Source organism: Gordonia sp. NPDC003376 (assembly GCF_053589235.1).
In genome coordinates, this window is sequence record NZ_JBSFRM010000048.1 from 1 (window position 1) to 24,894 (window position 24,894).

The 24,894-nt window shown below is 64.8% G+C and carries 23 protein-coding genes; 14 read left to right on the forward strand and 9 right to left on the reverse strand.

Features of this window, described 5'->3' with window-relative positions; translation table 11 throughout:
• Positions 1 to 175 precede the first annotated feature (175 nt).
• From ACWDUA_RS25230 to ACWDUA_RS25240, 3 genes are all read right to left on the reverse strand, one after another.
• On the reverse strand, positions 176 to 730 hold the full coding sequence (locus ACWDUA_RS25230; protein WP_449753772.1) for a hypothetical protein: 555 nt from the start codon (positions 728 to 730) through the stop codon (positions 176 to 178).
• Positions 727 to 963: a hypothetical protein gene (locus ACWDUA_RS25235; protein ID WP_449753773.1), complete on the reverse strand. Its 237-nt coding sequence runs from the start codon at positions 961 to 963 to the stop codon at positions 727 to 729. The genes ACWDUA_RS25230 and ACWDUA_RS25235 overlap by 4 nt, the downstream gene beginning before the upstream one ends.
• A gap of 429 nt (positions 964 to 1,392) precedes the next feature.
• On the reverse strand, positions 1,393 to 3,234 hold the full coding sequence (locus ACWDUA_RS25240) for a DNA/RNA helicase domain-containing protein (protein ID WP_449753774.1): 1,842 nt from the start codon (positions 3,232 to 3,234) through the stop codon (positions 1,393 to 1,395).
• A gap of 214 nt (positions 3,235 to 3,448) precedes the next feature.
• Between ACWDUA_RS25240 and ACWDUA_RS25245 the strand changes: the two genes are divergently transcribed.
• The 4 genes from ACWDUA_RS25245 (at position 3,449) to ACWDUA_RS25260 (ending at position 10,437) form a co-directional block, all read left to right on the forward strand.
• A complete protein-coding gene (locus tag ACWDUA_RS25245) occupies positions 3,449 to 6,511 on the forward strand; it encodes a DUF3427 domain-containing protein (RefSeq protein WP_449753775.1) in 3,063 nt (1,020 codons plus the stop codon).
• A gap of 84 nt (positions 6,512 to 6,595) precedes the next feature.
• Positions 6,596 to 9,067, forward strand: coding sequence for an AAA family ATPase (locus ACWDUA_RS25250; protein WP_449753776.1), 2,472 nt, complete (start codon positions 6,596 to 6,598; stop codon positions 9,065 to 9,067).
• On the forward strand, positions 9,064 to 9,447 hold the full coding sequence (locus tag ACWDUA_RS25255) for a hypothetical protein (RefSeq protein WP_449753777.1): 384 nt from the start codon (positions 9,064 to 9,066) through the stop codon (positions 9,445 to 9,447). The genes ACWDUA_RS25250 and ACWDUA_RS25255 overlap by 4 nt, the downstream gene beginning before the upstream one ends.
• Positions 9,448 to 9,960: 513 nt before the next feature.
• Complete coding sequence (locus ACWDUA_RS25260; protein ID WP_449753778.1) at positions 9,961 to 10,437, forward strand: PASTA domain-containing protein; 477 nt, start codon at positions 9,961 to 9,963, stop codon at positions 10,435 to 10,437.
• Between the two features lie 77 nt (positions 10,438 to 10,514).
• Here the strand turns inward: ACWDUA_RS25260 and ACWDUA_RS25265 are convergent, their stop codons facing one another.
• Positions 10,515 to 11,201, reverse strand: coding sequence for a fumarylacetoacetate hydrolase family protein (locus tag ACWDUA_RS25265; RefSeq protein WP_449753794.1), 687 nt, complete (start codon positions 11,199 to 11,201; stop codon positions 10,515 to 10,517).
• A 17-nt stretch (positions 11,202 to 11,218) separates the two neighbouring features.
• On the opposite strand from ACWDUA_RS25265, the gene ACWDUA_RS25270 reads away from it, so the two are divergent.
• The gene (locus tag ACWDUA_RS25270) at positions 11,219 to 11,413 is read left to right on the forward strand and encodes a hypothetical protein (protein WP_449753779.1); all 195 of its coding nucleotides are present in this window, start codon (positions 11,219 to 11,221) and stop codon (positions 11,411 to 11,413) included.
• A gap of 23 nt (positions 11,414 to 11,436) precedes the next feature.
• Here the strand turns inward: ACWDUA_RS25270 and ACWDUA_RS25275 are convergent, their stop codons facing one another.
• From ACWDUA_RS25275 to ACWDUA_RS25290, 4 genes are read right to left on the reverse strand one after another with little or no spacing between them, the layout of a single operon-like run.
• Positions 11,437 to 12,882: an amidohydrolase family protein gene (locus ACWDUA_RS25275; RefSeq protein ID WP_449753780.1), complete on the reverse strand. Its 1,446-nt coding sequence runs from the start codon at positions 12,880 to 12,882 to the stop codon at positions 11,437 to 11,439.
• Entirely contained in the window at positions 12,879 to 13,766 is an 888-nt protein-coding gene (locus ACWDUA_RS25280) for an alpha/beta fold hydrolase (protein ID WP_449753781.1), read from the reverse strand. The genes ACWDUA_RS25275 and ACWDUA_RS25280 overlap by 4 nt, the downstream gene beginning before the upstream one ends.
• Before the next feature lie 26 nt (positions 13,767 to 13,792).
• Entirely contained in the window at positions 13,793 to 14,191 is a 399-nt protein-coding gene (locus tag ACWDUA_RS25285; RefSeq protein WP_449753782.1) for a RidA family protein, read from the reverse strand.
• A gap of 28 nt (positions 14,192 to 14,219) precedes the next feature.
• Entirely contained in the window at positions 14,220 to 15,434 is a 1,215-nt protein-coding gene (locus ACWDUA_RS25290) for an FAD-dependent oxidoreductase (protein ID WP_449753783.1), read from the reverse strand.
• Between the two features lie 262 nt (positions 15,435 to 15,696).
• On the opposite strand from ACWDUA_RS25290, the gene ACWDUA_RS25295 reads away from it, so the two are divergent.
• The 9 genes from ACWDUA_RS25295 to ACWDUA_RS25335 all read left to right on the forward strand — a co-directional run bounded on the left by ACWDUA_RS25295 (position 15,697) and on the right by ACWDUA_RS25335 (position 24,315).
• A complete protein-coding gene (locus ACWDUA_RS25295) occupies positions 15,697 to 16,290 on the forward strand; it encodes a helix-turn-helix domain-containing protein (RefSeq protein ID WP_449753784.1) in 594 nt (197 codons plus the stop codon).
• A gap of 282 nt (positions 16,291 to 16,572) precedes the next feature.
• A complete protein-coding gene (locus tag ACWDUA_RS25300) occupies positions 16,573 to 17,637 on the forward strand; it encodes an ABC transporter substrate-binding protein (protein WP_449753785.1) in 1,065 nt (354 codons plus the stop codon).
• A 1-nt stretch (position 17,638) separates the two neighbouring features.
• Positions 17,639 to 18,418: an ABC transporter ATP-binding protein gene (locus ACWDUA_RS25305; RefSeq protein WP_449753786.1), complete on the forward strand. Its 780-nt coding sequence runs from the start codon at positions 17,639 to 17,641 to the stop codon at positions 18,416 to 18,418.
• A 22-nt stretch (positions 18,419 to 18,440) separates the two neighbouring features.
• Positions 18,441 to 19,280, forward strand: coding sequence for an ABC transporter permease (locus ACWDUA_RS25310; RefSeq protein WP_449753787.1), 840 nt, complete (start codon positions 18,441 to 18,443; stop codon positions 19,278 to 19,280).
• A 156-nt stretch (positions 19,281 to 19,436) separates the two neighbouring features.
• Positions 19,437 to 20,732, forward strand: coding sequence for a hypothetical protein (locus tag ACWDUA_RS25315; RefSeq protein WP_449753788.1), 1,296 nt, complete (start codon positions 19,437 to 19,439; stop codon positions 20,730 to 20,732).
• Positions 20,733 to 20,774: 42 nt separating this feature from the next.
• Positions 20,775 to 21,398: a uracil-DNA glycosylase gene (locus ACWDUA_RS25320; RefSeq protein ID WP_449753789.1), complete on the forward strand. Its 624-nt coding sequence runs from the start codon at positions 20,775 to 20,777 to the stop codon at positions 21,396 to 21,398.
• Positions 21,399 to 21,687: 289 nt separating this feature from the next.
• Entirely contained in the window at positions 21,688 to 21,843 is a 156-nt protein-coding gene (locus ACWDUA_RS25325; protein ID WP_449753790.1) for a hypothetical protein, read from the forward strand.
• Between the two features lie 533 nt (positions 21,844 to 22,376).
• Complete coding sequence (locus ACWDUA_RS25330) at positions 22,377 to 23,561, forward strand: TY-Chap domain-containing protein (RefSeq protein WP_449753791.1); 1,185 nt, start codon at positions 22,377 to 22,379, stop codon at positions 23,559 to 23,561.
• A gap of 148 nt (positions 23,562 to 23,709) precedes the next feature.
• The gene (locus ACWDUA_RS25335) at positions 23,710 to 24,315 is read left to right on the forward strand and encodes a hypothetical protein (protein WP_449753792.1); all 606 of its coding nucleotides are present in this window, start codon (positions 23,710 to 23,712) and stop codon (positions 24,313 to 24,315) included.
• Positions 24,316 to 24,323: 8 nt separating this feature from the next.
• Here ACWDUA_RS25335 and ACWDUA_RS25340 read toward each other — a convergent pair whose 3' ends face one another.
• A complete protein-coding gene (locus ACWDUA_RS25340; RefSeq protein WP_449753793.1) occupies positions 24,324 to 24,716 on the reverse strand; it encodes a VOC family protein in 393 nt (130 codons plus the stop codon).
• Positions 24,717 to 24,894 lie beyond the last annotated feature (178 nt).

Sequence of the window (24,894 nt, forward strand, 5' to 3'; positions counted from 1 at the left end):
TGGCCAGCCGCTACTCGGTTTCCCTTCCCCCACAACCTCTTTCAAGGCCATCCGGGGCGGCGCCGTGGCGCGCTGACTTCGAATAAGTTACGCACCGATGGCCGTGGATACAAATCGGCTGGTCAGAGAGGTTCTGTTCGGTAAAGACGCATGTCAGCGCCCATACCTGCCGAGGTCACGCCGACGAGTGTGGCCGCCACCACTGTTTCTCGTCGGGAATCGCGCCGCCGCCGGCCAACGTGTCCTCGCGTGTTCCCGGCAGCACCTGGAAGGCGATGGAGTCCCGTTCACTGATCACCGTCAGCGGCCACCACAGGGCGCGTACATAGGCGCGTGCACGCTGTTCGCCGTCCCAGTCATAGACACCGCGATAGCGGTGAGTCTCGTCGTCGGCCATCCACAGCTTGGTCCTGAATCCGTCGAATCCGGCGAACAGGATTGTGTTGCAAACACTTTCGACTCGAAACAGCCAATGCACCACACGGTTTCCCCCGATCCGCCGGATTCGGAACCCGACGATCAGGGTCACGGGCTCCGTCGGCGCGGCGTCGTCGACGGTGGTCTCCCGATACACACGCCCCTGCGTGCCGTCGGAGAAGCCGACGACCCGCCCGTAGTCGGTGGACGGCTGGTGGAGCCGGCGGCGTAGCACCAGTAGGACCGTGGTGATCACGCATCGTCCGATCGCCGGCGTCGCAACGTACCAGGGATACGGGATCGGGACGGTCATGGCACGGTTCGGACCGTCGGCGGCAGGCCCGCACAGCCCGGGCAGCGAACCAGGCCGTCATGCAGCACCCACCCGTTGATCCGGGCGAGCATGCGCGCCGCATCACGGGAGTCCACCGCCCTGACCACCAGTGTGCGATCGCAGACGTCGCAGCGATTGGTCCAGCCCCGCCGACGGATGTCGACGGCGGTGGAGGTCGTGGTGTGCAGGAAGGGATGGGGGGTTCTGGTCATCGATGCCCTCGAACTCACATCGCGAGGCGGCGACCTCAGCCGGTCGGGGCCGTCAGCGATCTCGGTTGGTGCCCTTCCCATTGGACGCCCGTGTGACGGCGGTCGCTAGGGACTTCGGTCACTCGACCGACGGCACTCAGGGGCGCCGGCTCCCCGATACCGGGCAATTCGCGCGTTGCGGACCAGGGTGATCACGTTCGATGTGGGAGTGAGTCGCCCGCCGGCTGCGCCGACCGCGGCGGCGCCAACCGATGCGGATCACCGTCGTGCGTAGTACTCGCAGATCGTGCGGAGGAAGTCCTCGGCTCCGTCACTGGTCGTGCCACCGTGCGACACCACTGACAGACCGGCTGCTCCGCTGTGGACACGGGAACTCCGCTGAGCCGGACGCGCGAGCCTGAGTCCCGGGCCGTGTGTGAGCATCCGCATTCACGTCGATGTCCCCGCGACCAACGACCGCAAGAACCCCTGCGTCTCGACGTCGGTCGAGTAGATTCGCATACCCCGCATCCCCCGGGTCAGCAGCACCTTGTAGGTGTTGCGGATGGCGCGGTCGAACGCTGCGTGATCGGCCTTCTTGACCTGCTTGTCGTGGCTGAACTCGGGTCGTGCCATCCAGCGGTCGGTGCGCCAGACCAGATCGGGCCCGAAGATCACCGCTCCGTAGTCGTACTCGAACCCCTGCGCGGTGTAGACGCATCCGATCTGATGAAAGCCGCCCGGTTCGGTCGCCCACAGCTCACGGCCGGGAGCGTCGCCGTGCTTGGTGGTCTTCGGGTTGTTCCACGGGCGCTTCCAGTCGCCGATCACGATGTCGGCGGCGAGGGGTCGTCCCGACTCGGGTGTGCTCCAGTCCCAGCAGTATCCGGCGACGATCCTGGCCGAGTATCCCTGTTCCAGAACTGCTTCGAGTCTCGACTCGATGATCGATGGTGCATCGTCGACGGACACGTCGAAGGCATCATCGCCCTCCCAGGCGACCGGACCGCCCGGTTCGAGTTCCAGGAGCCGGCGTACCCAATGGTCGTAGGAACTGCTGCCACCGCACCGGAACTGGCCGTCGAGACGGATCACCTGCGAGGTGCACTTCATCCGCGCCGCGGCCTGTTCGATCTCGGCGATGCTCCCGCGTTCGGTCGGCTTGACGACCTGGTCCTCGTCGAGCAGGAACACCGGGACACGCGCCGCATCGATGAGTTCTTCGACCTGGGGCCTGCCGGTGCGGTCGATCGCCCGGGTGAACCTGTTGGTCGAGGTCTCCCGGATGCGGTGGGCCTCATCGCAGATGAGGACCTCGAGGTCGTTCGGCTCGGAGTTGATGAAGTTGTTGTAGTAGGTGAACAGCTTCTGTACACGCGGCGCACGCGCCCCGGCGACCTTGCGCAGGGTCTTGGTGAATGCCGAGGAACCGGTGGCGTGCACCGCGGTGCGGCCTTGCCGGGAGAGTTCGCCCAACAGACTCAGTGCGATCACCGACTTGCCCGATCCAGGGCCGCCGACGATCACCACGACCTCCTTGGTGGTGGCCCGCGAAGCCTTCTGCACCGCCCGCATCACCAGGTCGAACGCCACCTTCTGTTCGTCGAGCAACACGAATTGCTCGCGCCGCTGGACCTCGTCGGCGGCCAAGGCCATCAGTTGCTTGCTGGGTCGGATCGCCGAGTTCAAGAGCTGGTCGGCGGCGTCGGCCCCGGAGTTCTCCGACAGGCGCGACCGCAGGAACGAGACGAACTCACCCCGGCGCTGGGAGGTGAACATCCGGCCGGTCTGCGACTGCGGATGCTCCCAGAGGGTTCGGACGTCGTCATCGGTGGCGTTGTGCAGATACGCCGCGCCGGCGAGGTTCTCGGTGCTGCCGCCGAGGGAGGCGATGAAGTCCGCGATGTGGGTGCAGTACCGGCTGACCTGTTCGACCGGGTGCAATCGCTCTCCCACCCCGTCGAGGTGTACGACCGTCTCGGTCCCATCGAGGACACCGGCCTTGGTCCACTGCTTCAGCTCGATCACGACATAGGACGGTTCACCGGTCTTCGGGTGCTGACCGCAGACCACCACGTCAGCACGCTTGCTGGTCAGCGGTAGCCGATACTCGATCAGCATCTCGGCCTTGTCGAGGCCGGCATCCTCGAGGTCGGCGACGAGAACACCGAGACTGCGTTCCCACGATCGCACCTCACCCCCGGACGGGTGATAGCCGAACTCGTAGAAGAACTGCTCGGTCAAGGCGGGTACAAGCTTGGCGGCGGTGAGCTGAGAGCGAACTCCAGCCACCGAGCCCCGATACAGCGACACTGCGGCTCCAGGAAGACACGAAGGACTTCCCGCCCGGGTTGGAGCCTTGTCTCAAGCGACGCGTCTGTCGGGCCGAAGCGGATTACGTGTGTGAGACTAGCGTGTCGTTCTAGGGATTGAACGTGCATCGGCGGCGGTCGTGTCCGATTCCCATTCCGGCATTCTCGTCACACCTGCGTGCTTAACTCCGACCGTGCATGATCCTCTGGCGCCCGGAATCTACGAGTCAGTCGTCACCCATCGCCTCGAGCAGTTGCTCGGTGCTTCCGAACTGGACCCCGAGTACTCAGACGTGCCCGAGTCCGACCGGCCCCATGTGTTCGCTCGACACCTTGCCGTGGCTGCGGAACGGCATCTCGCTGCGCTCCCCAAGGACCAGCAGCTCACTGCGGTCAACTCGTTGATCGCTCAGTTGACCGATGGCCCCCTCGATCAGCTGGGCAACCAATCGCAGCTGACGTCGCTGCACGCTCCGGGAAAGCCCAGTCCGGTCCGGCCTGCAACGCCACTGTCGGAAGTCGCTCTGCTAACCAACACACGCGATGAGCCAAACATGGCAAGCGAGATCGCTCGGGAACTGCAGTCCGTCGACCGGGTGGACCTGCTGTGCGCGTTCATCCGGTTCGCGGGTATCGCCGTCATCAAGCGCGAGCTCGCCGCGCTCCGCGATCGTGGAGTGAAGCTCCGGGTCATCACCACCACCTATCGTGGTGCGACGCAGCGACGCGCCCTCGACGAACTCGTCGAGAAGTACGGCGCCGAGGTCCGGATCCGGTACGAAACAGCGTCCACACGCTTGCATGCCAAGGCGTGGCTGTTCCGTCGGCACTCCGGCTTTGACACCGGATACGTGGGTAGCTCCAACCTGTCACGGTCGGCGATGGTCGATGGGCTGGAATGGAACGTGCGGATCTCATCTGTTGCCACGCCGACGTTGGTCCGGAAGTTCGAGGCCACCTTCGACACGTACTGGGCCGACCCAGCGTTCAAGACCTACAACCCCGCCACCGACGCCGACCTGCTTGACCGGGCCCTCGCCGCGGCCGGCGGAGCCGGCACCGGCCGCGAGACCATCACCATCTCTGGCCTCGACGTGCAGCCCTACCCTCACCAAGAACGCATCTTGGAGGCGCTCGACGTCGCCCGGACGGTGTACGACCGCCATAACAACCTGATCGTTGCCGCGACCGGCACCGGAAAGACCGTCGTGGCCGCGCTCGACTACCAGCGACTCTGCCAGACCGCCGACGAGCAGCTCAGCCTGCTATTCATTGCACACCGCAAGGAGATTCTCGAGCAATCGCTGCGCAAGTATCGAGAGGTACTCGGTGACGGAAGCTTTGGCGAACTCCTCGTCGGCGGCCACCGCCCGGCAAACGAAAAGCACGTCTTTGCGAGCATCCAGTCGCTCAACGGGAGCGCCGCGAACATTGACCCCGGCGACTTCGACGTCGTCGTAATCGACGAGTTCCATCACGCCGCGGCACCCACATACCGGACCATCCTCGACTCGATCTCGCCCACTGAGCTACTCGGCCTGACGGCCACCCCTGAACGGGCTGACAACCTCGACATCCTTGGCTGGTTTGGGGGGCAAACCACGTATGAACTGCGCCTCTGGGATGCCTTGGAGCAAGACCTCCTGTGCCCGTTCCACTACTACGGGATCTCTGACAACACCGATTTGCGGTCACTGGCATGGTCACGCGGCGACTACAAGCAAGCCGATCTCGAGAAGGTCTACACAGGCAATCATGCGCGCACCCTCCTGATTCTGAAGGCAGTGCGTGAGTATGTGGAGAGCCCCACCGCCATGAAGGCACTCGGCTTCTGCGTCAGCATCAAACACGCGGAGGACATGGCTGACGCCTTCTCACGTCAGGGAATCCGATCAGCGGCGCTCACCGCCGATACCTCACCCGAGGCACGAGCACGGGCGCTGGCAGAACTGCGCGCTGGCACGATCCAGTGTCTGTTCGCTGTAGACATTTTCAATGAGGGTGTCGACATTCCCGACGTCGACACCCTGCTGATGTTGCGGCCCACCCAGAGCGCCACCATCTTCCTTCAGCAGCTCGGTCGCGGCCTGCGTCGGAGCCGCAACAAATCCCAGCTGACCGTCCTCGACTTCATCGGGCACCAGCGGGTGGAGTTCAACTATGGTCCCCGGTTTGCCGCACTGACCGGTGACGGCAGTCCACGCGAGATTGAAGAAGACTTTCCCCTGCTTCCAGGCGGCAGTCGGATCGTGCTGGATCGTCAAGCGCAGGAGATCGTGGTCGAATCGATCAAACGCGCCGTGCCGAGCAACCGGCGAGCCGCGCTCGTCCAATCAGTACGCAGCACCGGCACAGCGATCCTCAGCGAGTACCTCCGCGCCAGCGGATGCCAACTGTCAACGGTATACGGCGGCAGCAGCACTCGCGCATGGACGCCGCTCCTGCGCGATGCCGGGATGAGCGTTGCGCACGAAGGGCCTGACGAAGCCTCGCTCCTCAAACGCGTACGCACACTCGCCCACGTCGATGACTTTGAACGCGCGGCCAGCTACAAGCGGCTCGCGGCCGTTGGTGGTCCGTCCTACGCCTCCCTGTCTGAACGAGATCAGGCCTACGCACGCATGCTGATCTACACCGTGTGGCCGAATCGTGGTGGCTTCGCCACATGGGACGCTGCCCTCGATCAGCTCCGTGAACACCCCGCGATCTGCACCGAAGTCCACCAGTTGCTCGAGGTCACCACATCGCAGATCCACCACGTGCCGCGCCTCTCCGAGGGCCGCCCCGACCTCCCCCTCCTAACTCATGCTCAGTACCGACGTGAAGAAGTCTTGGCGGCCATCGGATTCGCCACTTTGCAGCGCAAGGCCCAAGGACAGGCCGGAGGCGCGATCTGGCACGACACCACCGCGGCACTCTTCGTCAACCTCCACAAGTCAGAGAGCCAGTTCAGTCCCACGACGATGTACCGCGACTATCCAATCTCGCGCGAGATGTTCCATTGGGAATCGCCGAACAACACAGCGGCCGATTCCGAGATGGGACAGCGGTACCTCTCCCAGCGATCGAATGGCTGCACCGTGTTGCTGTTCGTCCGAGATCACCCCGACGGCCAGTTCGGGTCGAGCCCATATGTCTACCTGGGCCCCGTTGATTACGTCAGCCACCAAGGAGAGCGACCCATCGCCATCACCTGGAAGCTGCGCCGGCCGATGCCGATCGACGTCTTCGAGAGTGGAGCCGTGATCGCCGGCTGAATCCCACCGACCAATCCCCCAGGCGTCTGACCGACGGACATACACCTCACCGACACTTGCCTTTTCGAAGAATAGGATTCGCTCGTGCCCACCGATGACGTGTCAGAAGCTGCACCCACCGCCGAACAGTCTTTGGTCGACACCGTCTGGGATCTGCTCGATGCTGATGCCAACCTCGACGACGACACCAAGTACCTCGTCATCGCAGCAATGGACAGCGAGGAGTCACTGACTGCTCAACTCGGCGAGGGTGCGCTCGCCCAGCACCGCCCCGAGCCGGAGGCACGTGAGGAACATCCAGCGGGTGCGTTTGTGCATCAGATCAGCGTGTCCGGGTTCCGCGGAATCGGGGCCGCGGCAACCTTGAAGATCACGCCGTTCCCAGGGATCACCGTGGTCAGCGGTCGCAACGGTTCGGGTAAGTCCAGTTTTGCCGAGGCACTCGAGTTTGCGCTCACCGGCCAGAGCTACCGCTGGCGCAACAAGGGCGCAAAGCTCTGGCAGGACAACTGGCGAAACCTGCATAGTCCCGATCCCTGCTCGGTCAGTGTGGAGTTCGCGGTCGAGGACGGCACCACCACATCGATCGGCGCAGAGTGGGCGGCCGGCGCCGAGCTCGGGGACGCCAAGCACTGGTCGCAGGTCATGCGGGAAAAGCAACAAGAAGGCGTATCCGCACTCGGATGGACCAACGCCATCGAGATCCACCGACCGATTCTGAGCTACGACGAGATCGGAGGCTTGCTCGATCAGGAACCGTCCAAGCTCTACGACGCTCTGGCAAAGCTCCTCGCGCTCGACGAGATCCAGGATGCCGAGGCACGCCTTGACGCACTCTTCAAGCAGAAGTCGCAGCCCGGCGAAATGGCGAAAGCCGCACTGAGACAGATCAAATCGCAGGTCCAAGAGTCCGACGATCCCCGCAGCGCCGAGCTCGCCAAGCTCGTGCGGAAGCACCCACCCAACCTCGACGCTGTTGCTGAGCTGATCTCGGGAAGCACCAGTGGCGCCGAGTCGGTGGTCGTGCGCCTCGACGCGATCGCGAACACCGCGGGTCCCGACGTCCAGCATGCGGCGGCACTGGCCGCGTCGTTGCGTGATGCTCTCAGTACGAGTCGAGGCCTCGCCGACGAGTCCATGCGCACGGCAGAACTCCGCGCGGATCTGCTCCGCAAGGCACTGGAGTTCCATTCAGCCGACGCGGAGCCCGCTGCGTGCCCCGTGTGTGGAGAGGGGACACTCACCGCCGACTGGGCGGAGCACACCCGAGCATTCCTCGAGACGGAGCAGGGCCAGCTCGCGATGTACAGCGAGGCCCGCGCGCAGGTCAACCAGCTTGAGCAGCAAGCCCGCGCACTGCTCACCTCGGTGCCGATGGTCACCGTAATCGGCGGCGCCGAGCTGACCAGCTTGTCCGCCTACCAGGTGACTCAGGCCGCTGCGGCACAGATCCCGCACACAGTCGAAGGCCTGCCGTCACATCTGGAGTCGACGATCCCTGCTGTGCAGGCTTCTCTCGACACGCTTCGCACCGAAGCGACGGAACTGTCTGCGGCGCTGCGCGACTCGTGGGCACCCATCGCAACAGCGACACTCGCATGGCTCGGGCTTGAGCGTGACGCTCAACAGAGCACCGAACTTGTCGACCGAATCAGCAAGGCCCGCAACTGGGTACGCAACCACTCCGGGGAGTTGCGCAACGAGCGCCTGCGCCCCATCTCGGAGGGTGCCCGAGCAATCTGGTCGCAACTGCGGCAAGAGAGCAACGTCGAGATCTCCGATATCGCCCTGGAAGGCAGACGGAACCGTCGTCGTGCGGTGTTGCAAGGCACCGTCGACGGGCAGGAAACCAGCGCACTGTCAGTGATGAGCCAGGGCGAGCTGCACGCACTGGCCCTCGCCCTGTTCCTGCCGCGCGCCACCGCCGCGGCAAGCCCCTTCCGGTTTGTCGTCCTCGACGACCCCATCCAAGCGATGGATCCGGCCAAGATCGACGGCTTCCTCAACGTCCTCACCGGCATCGCGCAGAACAGGCAGGTCATCGTCTTCTCGCATGACGACCGCCTCCCCACCGCCATCCGGCAACGCTCCATCCCCGCGCAGCTTCTCGAAGTCCGACGCGAGCAGGGATCGCAGGTCACGGTGAAGTTCGCCGACGTTCCCGCGCGCCGCTTTGTTGACGATGCCCGAGCGCTCGTGTCCGATAGGACACTCTCCGACGACGTGCGGCGTCAGGTGCTACCCGGATTCTTCCGGTTCGCCATCGAAGCCGCCGCCCGCCAGGCCTTCTACACCCAACGAAGTCTCCACGGCGACAAGCAGATCGAGACCGAAGAGCTGTGGCACGGCGCAACCACCACTGCCGACTATATCTCCCTGGTCCTCGAGACGACGGCCGGAACGACACCCAGCGTCACCTCATGGTGCAAGCTCCGCTCATACCGCGGTACCGCAGTCGGGATCGCGACACATGGATTCCACCACGGCGCGCACATCAGCCACGCCGACGTCAACGACCTCAAGAGCACCGTCGACGACATCCTGGCCACCCGATGACGCCTCTGGAACTGCTGGGACACGCCCAGCACCTCCTCGACGAGTCCTCCAACGCCACCGCCGGCAACTCGGCGCGGCTCGCCGCGATGATGGGCAGACAGGCACTCGAGCAGTACGTCCGCGCCCGGTGCGCCGAGCTGAACGTCGACTACGACGGGCGGTCTATGCGCACGCGGCTTCTCATTCTCCGTTCACTCGACGACGTCGACAATGCCGATCGACTGGCGTCGCTGTGGAGCCAACTCAGTGCCTGCTGCCATCAGCACGCCTACGAGCTGTCACCGACGGTGACCGAGGTGCGTGCCTTGTGCGAAGGCGTGATTGACGGCATCGCGCCCCGCGTCACACCGTCCACTCCTTCTCCGAAAACGCCCGCCTGAGCACATCCGCGGTCAGGTTCCGGTTGTGGGTCTTCGTGTACATCGGCTGACCACGATCCATCCGTAGTAGCGCGTACCGTACTGCTGACGGATCCGCTTTTGAGGAAATTGAAGCGACCCTTCCCCAGAGGGAAAGAAATTCTGGATTTAACATCCGATATCAGAACGATCCCGGTTCTGGACCCATCCGCAGGCAGCACAGGGTACGGCGACGTAGACTTACTCACCTGAATGGTGCTCCTCGACCTGGTCCGATTGATACCTTCGCAAGTTCAGTCATCCCAGGTAAGGGCACCATTCTTCATTCACGACACGGAATCAGCGTGAAAGCACAAGGTTAGGTTCGACATAGAGGGATCGTAGGCGACACCGGTACCACCGCGTCGTGATCCATCCAGCCGAATATCGCCTGCCCGACAGCACCTCTCGATAGTGTCCCTCGGGTAGACGACAGCAACATCGGCGTCTCGTCGTCGGATACATTCGCTTCATTGCCCGGCCGAAGGAAGCTCCATGCAGACCCCACCCAAGCTGCGCACTGCCCTTGGCGTAGCCGTCGCCGTCGTCCTTGTCGCCTCCGGGTGCAGTAACAATTCAACCGATACCTCGGCGAGCACGACTGTGGCCACAGACGTGGCCCACTCGGCTCGGGCCACGGAACCTTCGAAGGCGGTCGAGACCACCACTTCCGCGCCCGCATCTGCACGCACCGAAACCCCCGTTGCGGCGGCGCCAGTTTCCACTTCAGTACAGTCTGAACCCGCCGTCATGCCGTACGTCGTCTGTATGAATCTGCAGGAAGCGCAGGACGCGATCCAGTCCGCAGGTGTCTTCTTCTCCCGAAGCCGCGACGCCACCGGTCAGTGGCGGTCGCAGATCCTCGACCGGAACTGGATCGTCGTCTCGCAGACTCCGTCGGCCGGTAGTTCGGTTACCGAGGGACAGGCGGTCTTGTCAGCGGTAAAGATCGGTGAGCCCAATCCCTGCTGATCCATTTCGGCCCGGCCACTAACGAGACTCGGCGGAACTGACATTCCCACACCGGTCCCGCCGATCCCCTCCTTCACTCAGTCCGTGACACGAATCGTCACCGTCTGCGTGCCGAGTCCCGTTGCCGACACGGTGACGACGTCACCGTCGGCGAGGAACTTCGGCGGATCGAACCCGATGCCGACGCCGGCCGGAGTGCCGGTGGCGATGATGTCGCCGGGCTGCAGTGTCACCGATGCCGATACTGTCTCGATCAGTGTCGGTACGTCGAAGATCAACGACGCTGCGTTCGCTTTCTGTCGCGGTTCACCGTTGACAGTAGAAGAGATGGTGAGCGAATCGAGGTCGACGTCGTCGGCGGTCACCGCCCACGGCCCCATCGGCGCGAAGCCGTCGAGGGACTTGCCGAGGAACCACTGCTTGTGCACCTTCTGCAGGTCACGGGCGGTGAGATCGTTGATGAGCGTGTAGCCCCACACGTGATCCATGGCGCGCTCGCGCGGGATCGCCCGGCCCGGCGCGCCGATGATGACTGCGAACTCGGCCTCGTAGTCGACCTCGGTGGTCACCGACCGAGGCGCGGTGACCACGGCATTGGGTCCGGTCACCGAGGTGGTGGCCTTGGTGAACACGATCGGGTGCTCGGGGATGACGGTCGAGGCAGAGCTGTCATAACCGCTGCCGGCGAACTCGGCGGCATGCTCGTGGTAGTTCTTGCCGACACAGATGATGTTGCGCGGCGGAGACGGCAGGGGCGCAACCAGTCCACCTCATCGACATCGTGGATGATCGGATCGCCCTGTGCATCTGTACGAACGATGACGGTGCCGCCGACGATGACGTCGAGGACACCGGCCTCGGGGTGGTCGACGGCGATCTCGGTGATGCGGTCACCGTCGACCGTCCCGACGCGGGTCTCGCCGAGAACGATGAAGGCTGCGAGTTTCATTGGGAGATAGTTCCTCTGGGTTGTTGATGGAAATCTGCGGTGTCGCGAGGTCAGAGGCTCTCAGCCAGTTCCTCGTCGCTGACCACCGACTTCTTCTCGTACTTGCGGAGGTCGTTGACGGTGTCCATCCGCATGTCTCGCGACCAGTCGAGCTGGGTCTTGGCACGCTCGCCGTCTTCGAAGCACCGCTCGTAGGTGAGTAGCTCCCACCCGTACTCGTGCGGCAGATAATCGTTGCGCATGAACCGGGTTCGGACATCGTCGGGGAACACCTGCACCTCGCCGTTGAGGATCACATGGCTGATCTTGCCGGGCTGATAGAGCAGACGGATGTTCTTCACCGGATCACCGTCGACGACGATGATGTCGGCGAGGCGCCCCACCTCGAGCACGCCCACATCGTCGGGCAGGTCGACCGCGTTGGCGCCGTGCTTGGTGCCCGCCTGGATGGCCTCGAGTGACGACATTCCGGTGTAGAGCATGAGCATCTCGAGTTCGCGAGCATGGAACTCGCCGTACGGCACGGTGGCGAAGCCGCTGTCGGTGCCCATCGCGAACTTCACCCCCGCCTTGTGTGCGCGATGCAATGTCTCCATCGTCGCCTCGTTCATCCGGTCGGTGGCCGACACGATCGACGGCCGATTCCGGGAGATCTGCGCGAACTCCACGATGTGATGCATGAACAGCTGCGTCGGCGCGAGCGGAATCTGTGACGCCGCAAGCTTGTCGATGACCTCGTCGGTCATGTAGTTGCCGTGCATGATGTGGTCGAAGCCGGCATCGACGGCCGCACCGAGTTCATCGGAACCGCGGGCATGGATGGTGATCATCTTGCCGAGTTGATGGGCGAGGTCGGCGCACAGCTTCATCTCGTCGCCGGTGAACGCCTGGAAGTCGCCGTACGGGCTGTCGGCGAGCTTGATCAGATCGACGCCGCCCTTCACCTGCCGCCGGATCTCGTCGACCATCTCCGGTGAGGTGTTCGTCAGTTTGCCGATACTCGACTCCGGGTTACCGGTGGCGTCCGGGAACCAGTCGGTGAGCCCGTTGCTGGTGGTGAGATATCTTCCGGCGCTGGTCATCCGGGGACCGTGCACCAGTCCCTGTTTGATGCCCTCGCGCAGGCCGACGCCGATGAAGTAGCTGCCACCGGGCTGCGAGATGCTCGTGACACCCGCGGCGAGCACCTTCTCGATGTTCGACGCCGCGATCAGCGTCCGCAGTTCGGGCGGCGTGTAGACACTGATCTCCTCCTCGGTGCGGGCCAGCCCATAGGTCATGTGGCAGTGGATGTCGATCAGGCCGGGCATGACGGTCTTGCCGCGGGCGTCGATGGTGCGTACCTCGTCGCCGCGCGGCACGTCACGATCGATGTCGACATCACCGATCCGCACGATCCGGGCGTTCTTCACAAGCACATCGCAGTCCGGGACCGGCGGGTTGGCATCGCCGTCGACGACGGTACCGTTGGTGATGTGGAGCCAGGTGTCTGTCATGCGAACTCCTCCTCGGATCGGGACTCGGCGGCAGGTGACCGGCCGGCCAGGTGCTGGGTGACGATATCGGTGAACTGCTGTGGATCCTCGAAGTACGGGGCGTGGCCACAGCCCTCCATGGCATGGAACACTGCGTGCGGCAATAGTTCTCGTGAGCGGAGACCCATCGACAGCGGGGTCCAGCGGTCGTCGGCTCCCCACACGATCACCGTGGGCAGGTCCGCACGTTCCGCAGCGAGCCGCCCGGCCTGGGTGTCGGCGTTCGCCTCGCTGTTGACGAAACCCGCTGCGGCATAGAGGGCATCGTGTGCACCTGATGACGAGTTGATCATCGACTCTTCACGGACCCACGCCGGATGCACCATCGCGGGATCGGAGACGAGGAAGCCGAGCTTGCTGGTGACGGCCTCCACGCTGCCGGTGGCGACATTGGCCGGCGGTACCATGTCGGCCTCGGCCAGCGGTGCGATCCCCATGGTCCCGATCAGGACGAGCCCGGCGATGAGATCGGGTCGGTCACAGGCGATCCGGGCTCCGATGTGTCCGCCGAGTGATGTCCCCACAAAGACCACTTCCGACAGTCCCAGTGCGTCGAGCACGGCGCTGACGTACTGTGCGTATCCCCGTGGTCGATAGTCGAAGTCGGCGGGTGCGGGCTTGTCGGCGAGGCCGTGTCCCGGAAGGTCGATCGCGAACACCCGGAACCCTGCGCGGGACAGCAACGCGCTGACCGGGGTGAACCGGTCGGCGCGCGACCCGACGCCGTGGATGCACACCATCGGGATCTCACCGCGTACCGATTCGACGACGCGGGTCCGCACGCCGTTCACGGTGACCGGGTAGCTGATGACCTCGCCCCGACCCGCGGTGAATCCTGTCGTCATCGGTTCTGCAACAGCCGGTTTCGCACTCACGACTGCTCCGCGCGCGCCCGGGCCACCGCCTCGATCTCCACGACGAACTCCTCGTGGACCAGACCGGCGACGATGAGCAGGGTGTTGGGCGGGTACACACCTTCCGGGTAGATCTCGGCGAACACCTCCTTGCGGATCGTCATGAAGGGTGCGATGGTCTCGCGGCCGACGACGTAGGTGTTGAACTTGATCACGTCGGAGAAGTCGAGGCCCGCGGCCTTCAGTGCCACACCGACGTTGTGGAAGGCGCCTCGCACCTGACTTTCCGGGTCGTCCCCGTCAGTGCCGAACTGGCCCGCGACGTAGACCAGAGGGCCGCCGTCGGACACCGACACCGGCGAGTAGTCACCGAACGAGGAGAGACCTTCGATGGTGGGGAGGTAGGAGATGGACATGACTTCCTTTCGGAGAGAAGAGTTCGGGCTACTGGGCGGCGACAGGGGCGTTGGTGACGGCCTGCGCGTCATAGGCGTGGATCCATGACACGTTCTTCTCGAGATCTCGGAAGGTGGCGTCACGCAGCGGGATCTCGGGGCCCGGAGCGAGGTGGAACAGGCGATTGGACACCCAGGAGATCTTCTGGACGTGTTGGGCGCGGGCATAGCGGAGGTCGCTGTACCGCGCCAGGACGTCGGCGATCGGCGCATGCGGGTCCGACGCGAGGAGGTCGGCGAGCACGATCGCGTCCTCGACGCACTGGTTGGCGCCTTGACCGTGATGTGGGAGGAGGCCGTGGGCGGCATCGCCGAGGAGCGCGACATTGCCCTTGGCCCAGGTCGGCAGGGGTCCGACGCCGAACAGCCCCCACCGTTCGACAGGTGCGGCCGCGGCGATCATCTCCGAGACCGCCGGATGCCAGTCGAGGAACGGCCGCAGCGCGTCCGCGGTGGTGCACGCCGCGCGAGAGGCACCCGGGTTGGGCCAGATCTTGGGGTCTTCCTCTACGGCAAGGAAGGTGACGTACTCGTAGTCGGCGGCCATCGGGAAATGCAGCAGATGTGCGCCATCACCGACCCAGAACTGGGTGGCAGTGGGGTCGGGCAGGGACGGCAGGGCCGACGTGGGGACCACGCCGCGGAAGCCGCTGGTCTTGGAGTACATGGTGTAGTCCAGGCCGGCGAACATCCAGGACCGCACCACCGAGCGGATGCCGTCGGCGCCGATGACGATGTCGGCATCGACTGGCTCGGCGACGCCGTCGAAGGTCAATCGGGTCCTGCCGTCGGCGAGGGTCTCGAGTCCGTCGAGCCGATGACCGAGGCGGATGGTGCCGTCGGCGACGGCATCGGCGAGGATCTGCTGCAACACCTTACGGTGGATACCGAAGTAGGGTGAGCCAAAGGTGGTGCGGTAGGCCTGATCCTGGACCAGCGGAAAGCCAACGATCTTGTCGCCCGAGATGCCGTCGCGGAACATCACCTCGGTGGGTTCGGCCGAGACGGCCTCGATGGCGTCACCGAGTCCGAGACGCCCGAGCAGTCGGGTCGCGTTGGACCACAGGGCGACGCCGGCGCCCACCTCGTCCAGCGCGGGCGCCTGCTCGTAGACCTCCACCTCCCATCCGCGCTGCTGCATGGCGATCGACAGCACGAGGCCACCGATACCTGCTCCGACGATGACCATTCGTGGTTGACTCATGTCGCTCCTTGGGCTGAATTGGCGAGGGCCGCGCGAACTGGTGACGCGCGAGAACAGACGCCGCGTGCCGAGAGAGTGGACGCTCTGACGCGGGGCTGCGAGACGAGGGCCGAGGTGGCCGCGATGACTATTTAAGCACGGCTGAAACCTGCTTCGGTTACGCTGAAGTTAATCCTCGTCCGGGTTGCCTCTCGGGCGCTCACACGATGAGATACCGACGATGACACGCAACGCGGGAGCGCAAGCCTCCCAGGAGGATCAGATGACCAGCAACGAGGAACCGGCCACCGACTACGAGAACGCCATGCGCACCGTGGGCGAGGTCATCCGGAAGCTACGTGTCGCCAAGGAACTCACGCTGACCGACGTGGCCGAACGCACCGGGCTGAGCATCTCGATGCTCAGCATGCTCGAACGCGGCAAGTCCGGGGGCTCGCTGGGCACTCTCGTGGCCGTGGCCTCCGCCCTCGGGGTCACCATGTCGGACCTCTTCGCCACCGAGCAGCACGCGGCCCCGGTGGTCCAGCGTCGCGGTGAGCAGCCCCGGATCACCCTCGATTCCGGACCCACTCGATATGTCTCGCACCGCGATTCGGCCCAGGGCTTGGAGATCGCGACCATCGAGTTCCCACCGGGTTCGCACACCGGAGACGACCCGGTACGCCACCGTGGAGTCGAGTACCTCACCGTGATGAGCGGCGCCCTCACCGTCGAGATCGGCGGTGACTCCTACGAACTGTCGACCGGCGACGGACTGAGCCTGTCCGCCGAGGTCCTCCACCGCTTCGCGAACAACACCGAAGAGTCGGCCACCCTCGTCGTCGTCCAGTGCACCACCCCGATACAGCCCCACTGAACCCATCTCGTTCAATCCAGCTGAACCCACTTGAAGGCGTGGAACTCCGCTCCGACCAGGTGAAATCGATCAGTGTGGTGATTTACCAGGGACTTTGGACCTCAACTTCACGTCGGTTTTACACTCCCGCAATATTTCACAGTTTCACTTGAACTGAAGTTGCTGCACGACGTGGTGCAGTCACACCAAAGAGGCCGGATCCGTCCACCACGCGACTCCGGCGACTCGGGCTCGGCACATCAGCCCAGCCGATCGCCCTTCACCTGACAAAGGATCTCGACAGTGAAACGTGTGCTCTTCGTCGTGGCCGTTGCCGCCATGCTCGTGCTCAGCGCGTGCACCGGTGGTTCACAGAGCTCAGACGGACTCAAAGTCATGCTCTCCTACAAGAAGTCGATCTACTGGCTACCGCTGCTGGTGGCCCAGGACCGCGGATACCTCGAGCAGGAAGGTGTCACCCTCGATCTGCAGGAGACCAACGGTTCGGGATTTGTCACCCAGCAGTTGATCGCCGGGCAGGCGCCGGTGGGATGGGCCGGTGCACCCGACGGCGCGGTGGCCTTCGCCACCGACGAATCCCTGCGCGCACTGATGTGCAACCCGCCGCAGAACATCTTCCGCATCATCGTCCCGCAGGATTCCTCCATCACCTCGGTCGCCGGACTGAAGGGCAAGACGCTCGGCATCAGCGAGGCCGGCGGCGGTGAGGAACCGATCGTCAACGCCTCGCTCAAGGACGCGGGTCTCGAACGCGGCAAGGACGTCACCGTCCTACCCATCGGTGACGCCGGACCTGCCTCGCTCAACGCCATCCTCGACGGCACCGTCGACGCGTATGCCGGTAGCTACCCGGATATCTCGACCCTGTCGGCCGACGGACGCCTGCAGCCACGTGACATCACGCCATCGAAGTACAACGACATCCCCGGCGACTGCATGATCGTCAAGAACGACACCCTCCAGGGCCCCGACCGCGACGCCATCGTCGGACTCGCCCGGGCCTGGGCCAAGGGCGCCGTCTTCGCTGCCGCCAACCCCGCAGCCGCGAAATCCATTGCATGCAAGCAGGTACCGCAGGAGTGCGAGGACGAGGCCTTCGCCACCAAGTACGTCCAGGACACCATCGACCTGATGAACGTCGGTAACGGGAGCACCCCGTTCGGCGCAGTCGACACCGCCGCCTGGCAGACCACCTTCGACGTCCTCACCGAATCCGGCGCACTCACCTCGAACGTCAACCCGGCCGTGTTCGCCGATCCTGCGGAGCTCGAGAAGTTCCGTGCCGAGTACTACAACTTCTCGGTACCCGAGATCCAGGAGGAGGCGCGTACCTATGTCGGCTCCTGAGATGACCACGGCAAGAACCCGATCCGGCATCCGTATCGACTCGGTGACCAAGGTCTACGACACCGACTCTGGTTCGGGGGTGCTGGCCCTGCGCGATATCGACCTGCGGATCGACCAGGGCGAGTTCGTCTCCTTCCTCGGCCCGAGTGGTTGCGGCAAGTCGACCCTGCTGCACATGATCGCCGGCCTCGTCGAACCCACCACGGGTGTCGTCGACGTCTTCGGAAGTCCTGCTGCCCCAGGTCGCTCCGACAGCGCCATCATGCTGCAGACGCCGGTCCTGTTCCCGTGGCGCACCGTGCTCAAGAACGTGCTGCTGCCGATCGAGCTACTCGGCCTCGACCGGGACCAGGGCCTCGCCCGGGCGCACGAACTCCTCGCGATCACCCACCTGGAGGACTTCGCGAACAAACGGGTGTGGGAACTGTCGGGCGGCATGCGCCAGCGTGTGAGCCTGGCCCGGGCGCTCGTGGCCGATCCGCAGTTGCTCCTGATGGACGAGCCGTTCTCCGCGCTCGACGAGTTCACCAAGGAGCGGCTCAACATCGAACTGCGACGTCTTCACGAATCCCTGGGCAGGACAACCCTGTTCGTGACACACAACATCAGTGAGGCAGTGTTCCTCTCGGACCGGATCGTCCTGATGCGGCCCCGCCCCGGAGAGATCATCGACGTCATCGACGTCCCGCTGCCGGCGGCTCGTCGTCCCGAACATTATGCGGGTGAGGCGGCCGCGGCGGTGACCCGCGAGATCCACGCCACCATCAGCGAGTACCTCTGAGCATCTGGAGCAACGAGATCCCATGACCACCGTCCAACCGGCCACCGATGAGGCCGAACGCACCGCCACACCGACGACGACCCGGAAACGGTCGCGTCCCACCTCGTTCCTCGTCACGAGGGTGCTGCCACCGCTGCTGGTGCTGGCCGCGCTGATCGCGATCTGGGAACTGGCCTCGAAGTCCGGCCAGGTGAACGAGATCATCCTGCCGCCACCGAGCGAGGTCTTCACCGCATTCATCGACATGCTCGACGAGGCCTATTTCTGGGAGGCCACCCAGGTCACCATGACCGAGACGCTCGTCGGGTTCGTCATCGGCGTCGTCCTGGCGTGGGCGCTGGGCACTCTGATCGGAACGTTCGATGTGATCAACCGATGCCTGTACCCGCTGATCGTCGGCTTCCAGATCACTCCCCGTGTCGCGCTCGCACCGGTGTTCCTCACCTGGTTCGGCTTCGGGCTGACCTCGAAGATCGTGATGGCCGCGACCATCTGCTTCTTCCCGGTGCTACTGAACGTGGTGGTGGGGATGCAGACCGTCGACAAGAACGCACTCACCCTGATGCGGTCGATGGGTGCCGGTCGCCGCGACACCTACATGAAGCTGGTGCTGCCGTCGTCGCTGCCGCTGATCTTCGCCGGCATCAAGAACGCGATCACCCTCGCGCTGATCGGTGCCATCGTCGCCGAGTTCGTCGGTGCCTCGAAGGGTATGGGTGTGCTGATCAAGACGCTGAACTTCCAGCTCGACGTGGCGAGTTCGTTCGCGGTGGTCTTCGCCCTCATGGTCTTCGGTCTGATCCTGTACTGGATCGTCGAGATCGCCGACGCGCGCATCGTGTACTGGCGTAGTCACGTGTGACGCCGCACCACCCACCGTCGCCGGGTAGCCAGATCCATCGGCTGCCCGGCGACGGCCATTCGGGTGTGACTGTCCCCCGACAGATGAGCGCCACGACACTGTCGGCTCCGTCCGATACATTCGGTTCGTTCTGTCGCACCAGCTGGAGGGTTGCCCATGTCTGACGAGCTTGTGACGGTACCGGTCTGGACCATCACCACCGCCGCCGCCGACGTCCCGGCGGTCCTCGGTAACGATGCGCTGACCGCGGATCGGCTCGGCAGGCTTCGCGATGCTCTGGCAGCGCTCAGCGAGGTCCCGCTGACGACACTCGAGGCGCATCCGTTGACCGAGCCCGTGGACGCATCGAAGGGCATCCGTCTACACGGTGTCAGCCCGTTGGCACAGCAGCTGTCCACCCTGGTCAGCAAGACTCCGAAGGTTGTCACGGACGGCGGCGAGACGCTGTATCGGATGGATGTGCCGGGAAAGGTCTTCGCGGCGATGGGCACCGGCATGATCAAGCCGATGGCCTCGTCGACGGTCAGCGGTGGGATTCACAGCGCACTGACCAACGGCTCCAAGATCGTGGGTCAGGCATCGTTCGTCCCGGTGTCCGCGGGTAAGGCCGCCACCGCCGGTGCAGCGACCGGATCGGCGACGACGGCCGGTGTCGCGGCTGCCGGCGCAGGCGCGCTGACCGTCGCCGCACCTCTGGTCCTGATGGCGGTCGCGGTCGGCGTCAGCGCCTACGCCGACCACCAACGGCAACAGGCCCTCGAACGCATCACCGAGTTGCTCGAGAAGCTCGTCGCCGATCGTCTCGAGACCGAGAAGCACAGTCTCGAGGCATGCCGCCCGGCGATCACCAAGGCCACCGCCGTGGTTCTGGACGAGGGACTCGTCGGTCACTCACTTGGGCTCGACTCCAGCGTGTACGCCATCGAACAAGGGCTTTCCAGGGCTCAGGGGCGAATCACCAAGTGGGAGAAGGCCCTGGCAGAGCTTCCCGGCGACAAAGTGGAACTGAATCACCTCACCAAGGCGATCGAGGGTATCGACAAGGCCGACAGCGAGTTCTATGCCCACGTCGAGCTCGCCAGGTTGGCCATCGCGTTGAAGCGGCGGGTGCTCATCCTCCAGGCTGTCGAGCACGCCCAGTTGTCCGAGGGCAATCCTTTCGAGCGATTCGTGGCCACTCTTCATCGGGAGCAGCGGGAGGTCGATGACCACGAACGTCGTCTCGACGCGGTGGTGCTTCGGCTGACGACGCTCCAGCTCGACCGCTCCCACGGAGTCCGCGACGTCGTGTTCTCGTCTGGGGAGGTCGACCGGCTCCTCAACACCACCCGTCGCCTGCACCAGCTGGGACAGTCCGTGCAGGTCAACGGCAAGCAGTCCGACGTCACGATCGATATCGTGCAGGAGAAGGACGGCTCGGTCATCGTCTTCCCGGCCGCGGTTGCGTCGTAGCCCGGATTCACTGCCGGACAAGAGTTTCGAGGAGCATCCATCGTGGCAGTCAACGGTTGCAACGCCGATCCGCGCGTGGTGGCGGCGAAGCGTGCCCGCATCCGCGACCCGCATGTGGCGCCGCTCAACGAGCTCGCCGATCGGATCGCGGATGCCGAAGGCCTCGACCGGGGTCGCATTCCCTACGTCGACCCGGATACCGGCGGTATCAGGGCACGCATGCTGGTATTGCTGGACAATCCGTCGACGAAGGCCGAATCCGGCACCGGCTCAGGCTTGTTGAGCCTCGACAACAACGACCGTACGGCGCGTAATTGCCGGGAGGCCTACGCGCGCCACGGCGTCGACCGAGCCGACGTCGTGCACTGGAACGTCGTGCCGTTCCCGGTGGAGGGTGTGAAGAACGGAGGCTCCACCCCAGCCGAGCGCGCCCGTGGTGTCCGGTGGACCCGCGAGGTGGTGTCGATGCTGCCCGACCTCGAGATCGTGCTGCTGCTGGGTGCCGCTGCCCGTGACGGCTGGGACCGTGCGGCGCTCGTGCGGCCGGATCTGTATGTCCCGGCGGGCAAGATCCCGCACTGTTCCATGCGGGGTCTCAACACCGCCGGCGGCCGCGAGCGATTCGAGGATGCGATCGCCGACGTCGCGAAGCGTCTCCAGTGGTAGATCACGACCGAAACCGTCAGACCCCTCCCCTGTCGTTCGAGGTGAAGGGGAACTCGCCCCTTCTGGAGAGACGAGAATCTGCGCGACCCGATGACTTCGACACACTCACCCGGACGCCTGGCGAGACTTCCGCCTGCAGCCGGCCCACGCGCTCACCGAGCTGGACGGTCAGAAGGACGCCTGGGGTCGAACAGAACCCGGAGATCCGGACGGTCCGCACGGCCGGATCGACTTCACGCTCACGCCGGGCCTCCGAATCCGGTACCAGACCGGCGCCCCGCGCTTCGAGTTGTTCACCATCCTGGCCACCGATGTCCCCGACACCGCCCACGCTGCACAGCTCCCGGTCGCCCACGCACCCTCGGATCCCGCTGTGCAACTGACCATGCACAACGCCACGGTGATCGTCCGGCACATCGTCGACGCGCCGTCTTTCATCCGGTGACGCTGGCGGCCACGGAAATGGGCTGGTTCGAGTTCGTGATGACAGTGGGCCCCATGATCACCTCGGCCGTCGAGGCCACCTGCTGAAGCCACCAACGCATCCGACGACGACTCGCCACCTCCCACCGTGCAGGCGATCCTCGAGCTCGACTCCGACCAGATGACGCTGCCCCCTGAAGCGGCCCAGATCTGCAGCTCGACCGGGCGGCCATTCTCGGCTACATCGGTCTCGGTGACGGCGAGGAGTAGTACGTCTCCTGGGTGACCCACGAGAGAACTCCACCGATCCCGACGAAGGATCCGCACACAGTCACGAGGCGAAGGCATGGCACGCGACCACGGCGCTCTTGCACCTGGCGCTGCGTGAGGTGGCGCTCCCCGCGGACACGGACGATCGGGACCGGCAGGCACATTGATCCCCACCTCCATCGAACGTATATTCGTAGTCAGTCGAGGGCGCTCCTGATTGTCAGACCCCTCGCCTACTGTGGTCCGGGTGGGAGAGCGAGTCTCCCGCCGGTGGGAGGAGACACTATGCGTGACAACGATTTCGATTCGATCGTCGACACCGCATGGCGGAACTTCCGGGCCGCGCTCGCCGACCAGCTGTTCATGTTCACCGCCCGCTCCTTCACCTGGGTCGCGCAGAACCCGGAGATTCCCGACGGTCCGCATGGCCATCTCGACTTCGAGTTCACGCGCGCCAATCGGCTCCGGATGACGCTCAACCCCACCACCCTGCATCCCGACGCCGAGTGCTACCTCGAGCAGGTCGAGATGCTGGCCGCACTCGGCTGGCGGCAGCTGCGCAACGAGAAATTCATCCTCGAGCGTGGACGACGGCATGTCGACGAGCTGGCCGCGATCGCCGTCGCGACGCTGCGGCAGGTCTGGGAGGTCTTGCACCCGGCCTTCCTCACCAGCCCGCTCCTCGATTCCCCGGCACCGTGGACTGAGCCGCCGCTGAATGTCGGCGTCATCCCCGGCAACGCCGATCAGCTCCGCGCCCTGATCGTGACCGCGCTCTCGGAGGCCACCGGCACCGCGGTGGAACTCGACGACGACGGTGATGTCCCGTTGCCCACGCATCCGTGTCGGTCGTGGCTGCAGATCTCTTCCGATGCCCCGCGGATCGAGCTGTTCGCACAGCTCACCGATCGCATCCCTGATCCGGCGGCGGCTGCGATCTATCTTGCGGCACAGCCCACCTCGTTCAACGCGGTGCGGTTGAGCCTGAGGCAGGGCGCGGTGTTCGCGCAGATGGTGCTCGATGCCCGGGTGTTCCATGACCGCGTTCTGACCGCGGCCCTGGTCGAGTGGTTCGACTTCATGGAGTCCGATGCCACCGAGATCATCACCACCATCGAGGGTGCGGGCGCCGATCCCACCGCCGACACCGGCACCACCGGTGACTGCGCCCCCGAGGAGGAGGTCCCGGCCGGACTGCTCGCGGTGTTGGACCTGGCCCCGATGAGCGGCACCGTGACACCCGAGGATGTCGCGCAGGCATGCAGCCGCGATCGGGATGCCATGTTCGACTACCTCCGCCGCTGTGAAGAGCAGGCCGTCGAGTGGGGTCGGAACGCGGCCCGCGAGATCGACGCCGACGAGGCCGCCGCCTGCAGACATGAGCGGCGGGTCTGGGAGGTCACGGCCGAACTGCTGCGAGACGCGCTGCGATTGGTCGACGACAACCACGGAATGCGGCCGGCGGGCTGATCTGCCGGCACGGCCGTGCCACTGCGGGCGCAACGTGGTACGAACGATCGCGCGGCACCGGGGGACGATGCAGCAGACGGCCCGGGCGTGGCCTAGGCTGATCCCGCCGAGGGGGTGCGCAATGGGTTGGCCAGAGTCGGTCCTGGGGATGACGATCGTCATCTCGGTGTGTGTCAGCGTGACGGTCTGCTTGGTCTTGCTGATCCGGGCCAACTTCCAGAAGATCAAGATCGAATCGAAGTACCTGACGGTGAACGCCGAAAAGGTGCTGGCGGCCGCGGATGACGCCAGCGTCGGACGTGACGGCAGTCGGGTATCCGAACAGATGCGCAACGAGATCGTCGCCGATGTCCGACGCGCCGACACCTCACGACGTCCCTTCCAGATCCTGTGGGTCGACGATCATCCAGAAGGCAACGCCCGCGAACGGCACGCCCTGCTCATGGCCGGGGCCACGGTCTACGACGCCCTGAGCAACCGCATGGCCGAAGACCTGCGCAGTGTGCGGCAGTTCGACCTCGTCATCACCGATATCGGGCGAGACGACGAGGTCACGAACGGGTTCGACCTGATTCGCGACCTCGCCCTGATCGAACCGACCCTGGATGTCGTCATCTTCACGTCCAACCGCAACCGGATCGACCGGACCACACTGCCCAAGACCGTGGTGGAGATCGAGGATTCGAGTGCCGGCCTGGTCACCACGGTCCTCGACCGAATGGCCGGCGCCACGCGCGCACTACCGTGGCGCTGAGCTCCCGATCAGCCGTTCTGCTGCACGATCTGGATCAGGTTTCCACAGGTGTCGTCGAACACCGCGGTGGTGACCGGCCCCATGTCGACCGGCGGCTGGGTGAAACGCACACCGAGCCCGGCCATCCGGTCGTACTCGGCCTGAACATCGTCGACCGCGAACTGCGTGTACGGCATTCCGTCGGCGACCAGCGCTTCGGTGAACGGTGCCGCCGCGGGATGCCCCTTGGGTTCGAGGAGGAGTTCCACACCGTCGGGTGCATCGGGCGAGACGACGGTGAGCCAGCGGGCGTCGCCACCCATCGGGATGTCGTGCTTGGTGACGAAACCCAGGATGTCGGTGTAGAAGCGATGTGCCCGTTCCTGGTCGTCGACCATCACGCTCGTCCACCGGATCTTCATGGTGTCCCTCGCTCCTCTTCTGCCCGGACTCACGTCGGGTCTCGTCACGAACTTGCAGGTCGACGTCTCGCAGCCGCTCCCCCGCATTCGGCGGAAGGTCGGGACGGTTCCGTACCCGTGCGAAACCAGGGGAAGGCTCGGATGTTCACAAGCCTGCACCCGAAACCCGAGGAAAGTT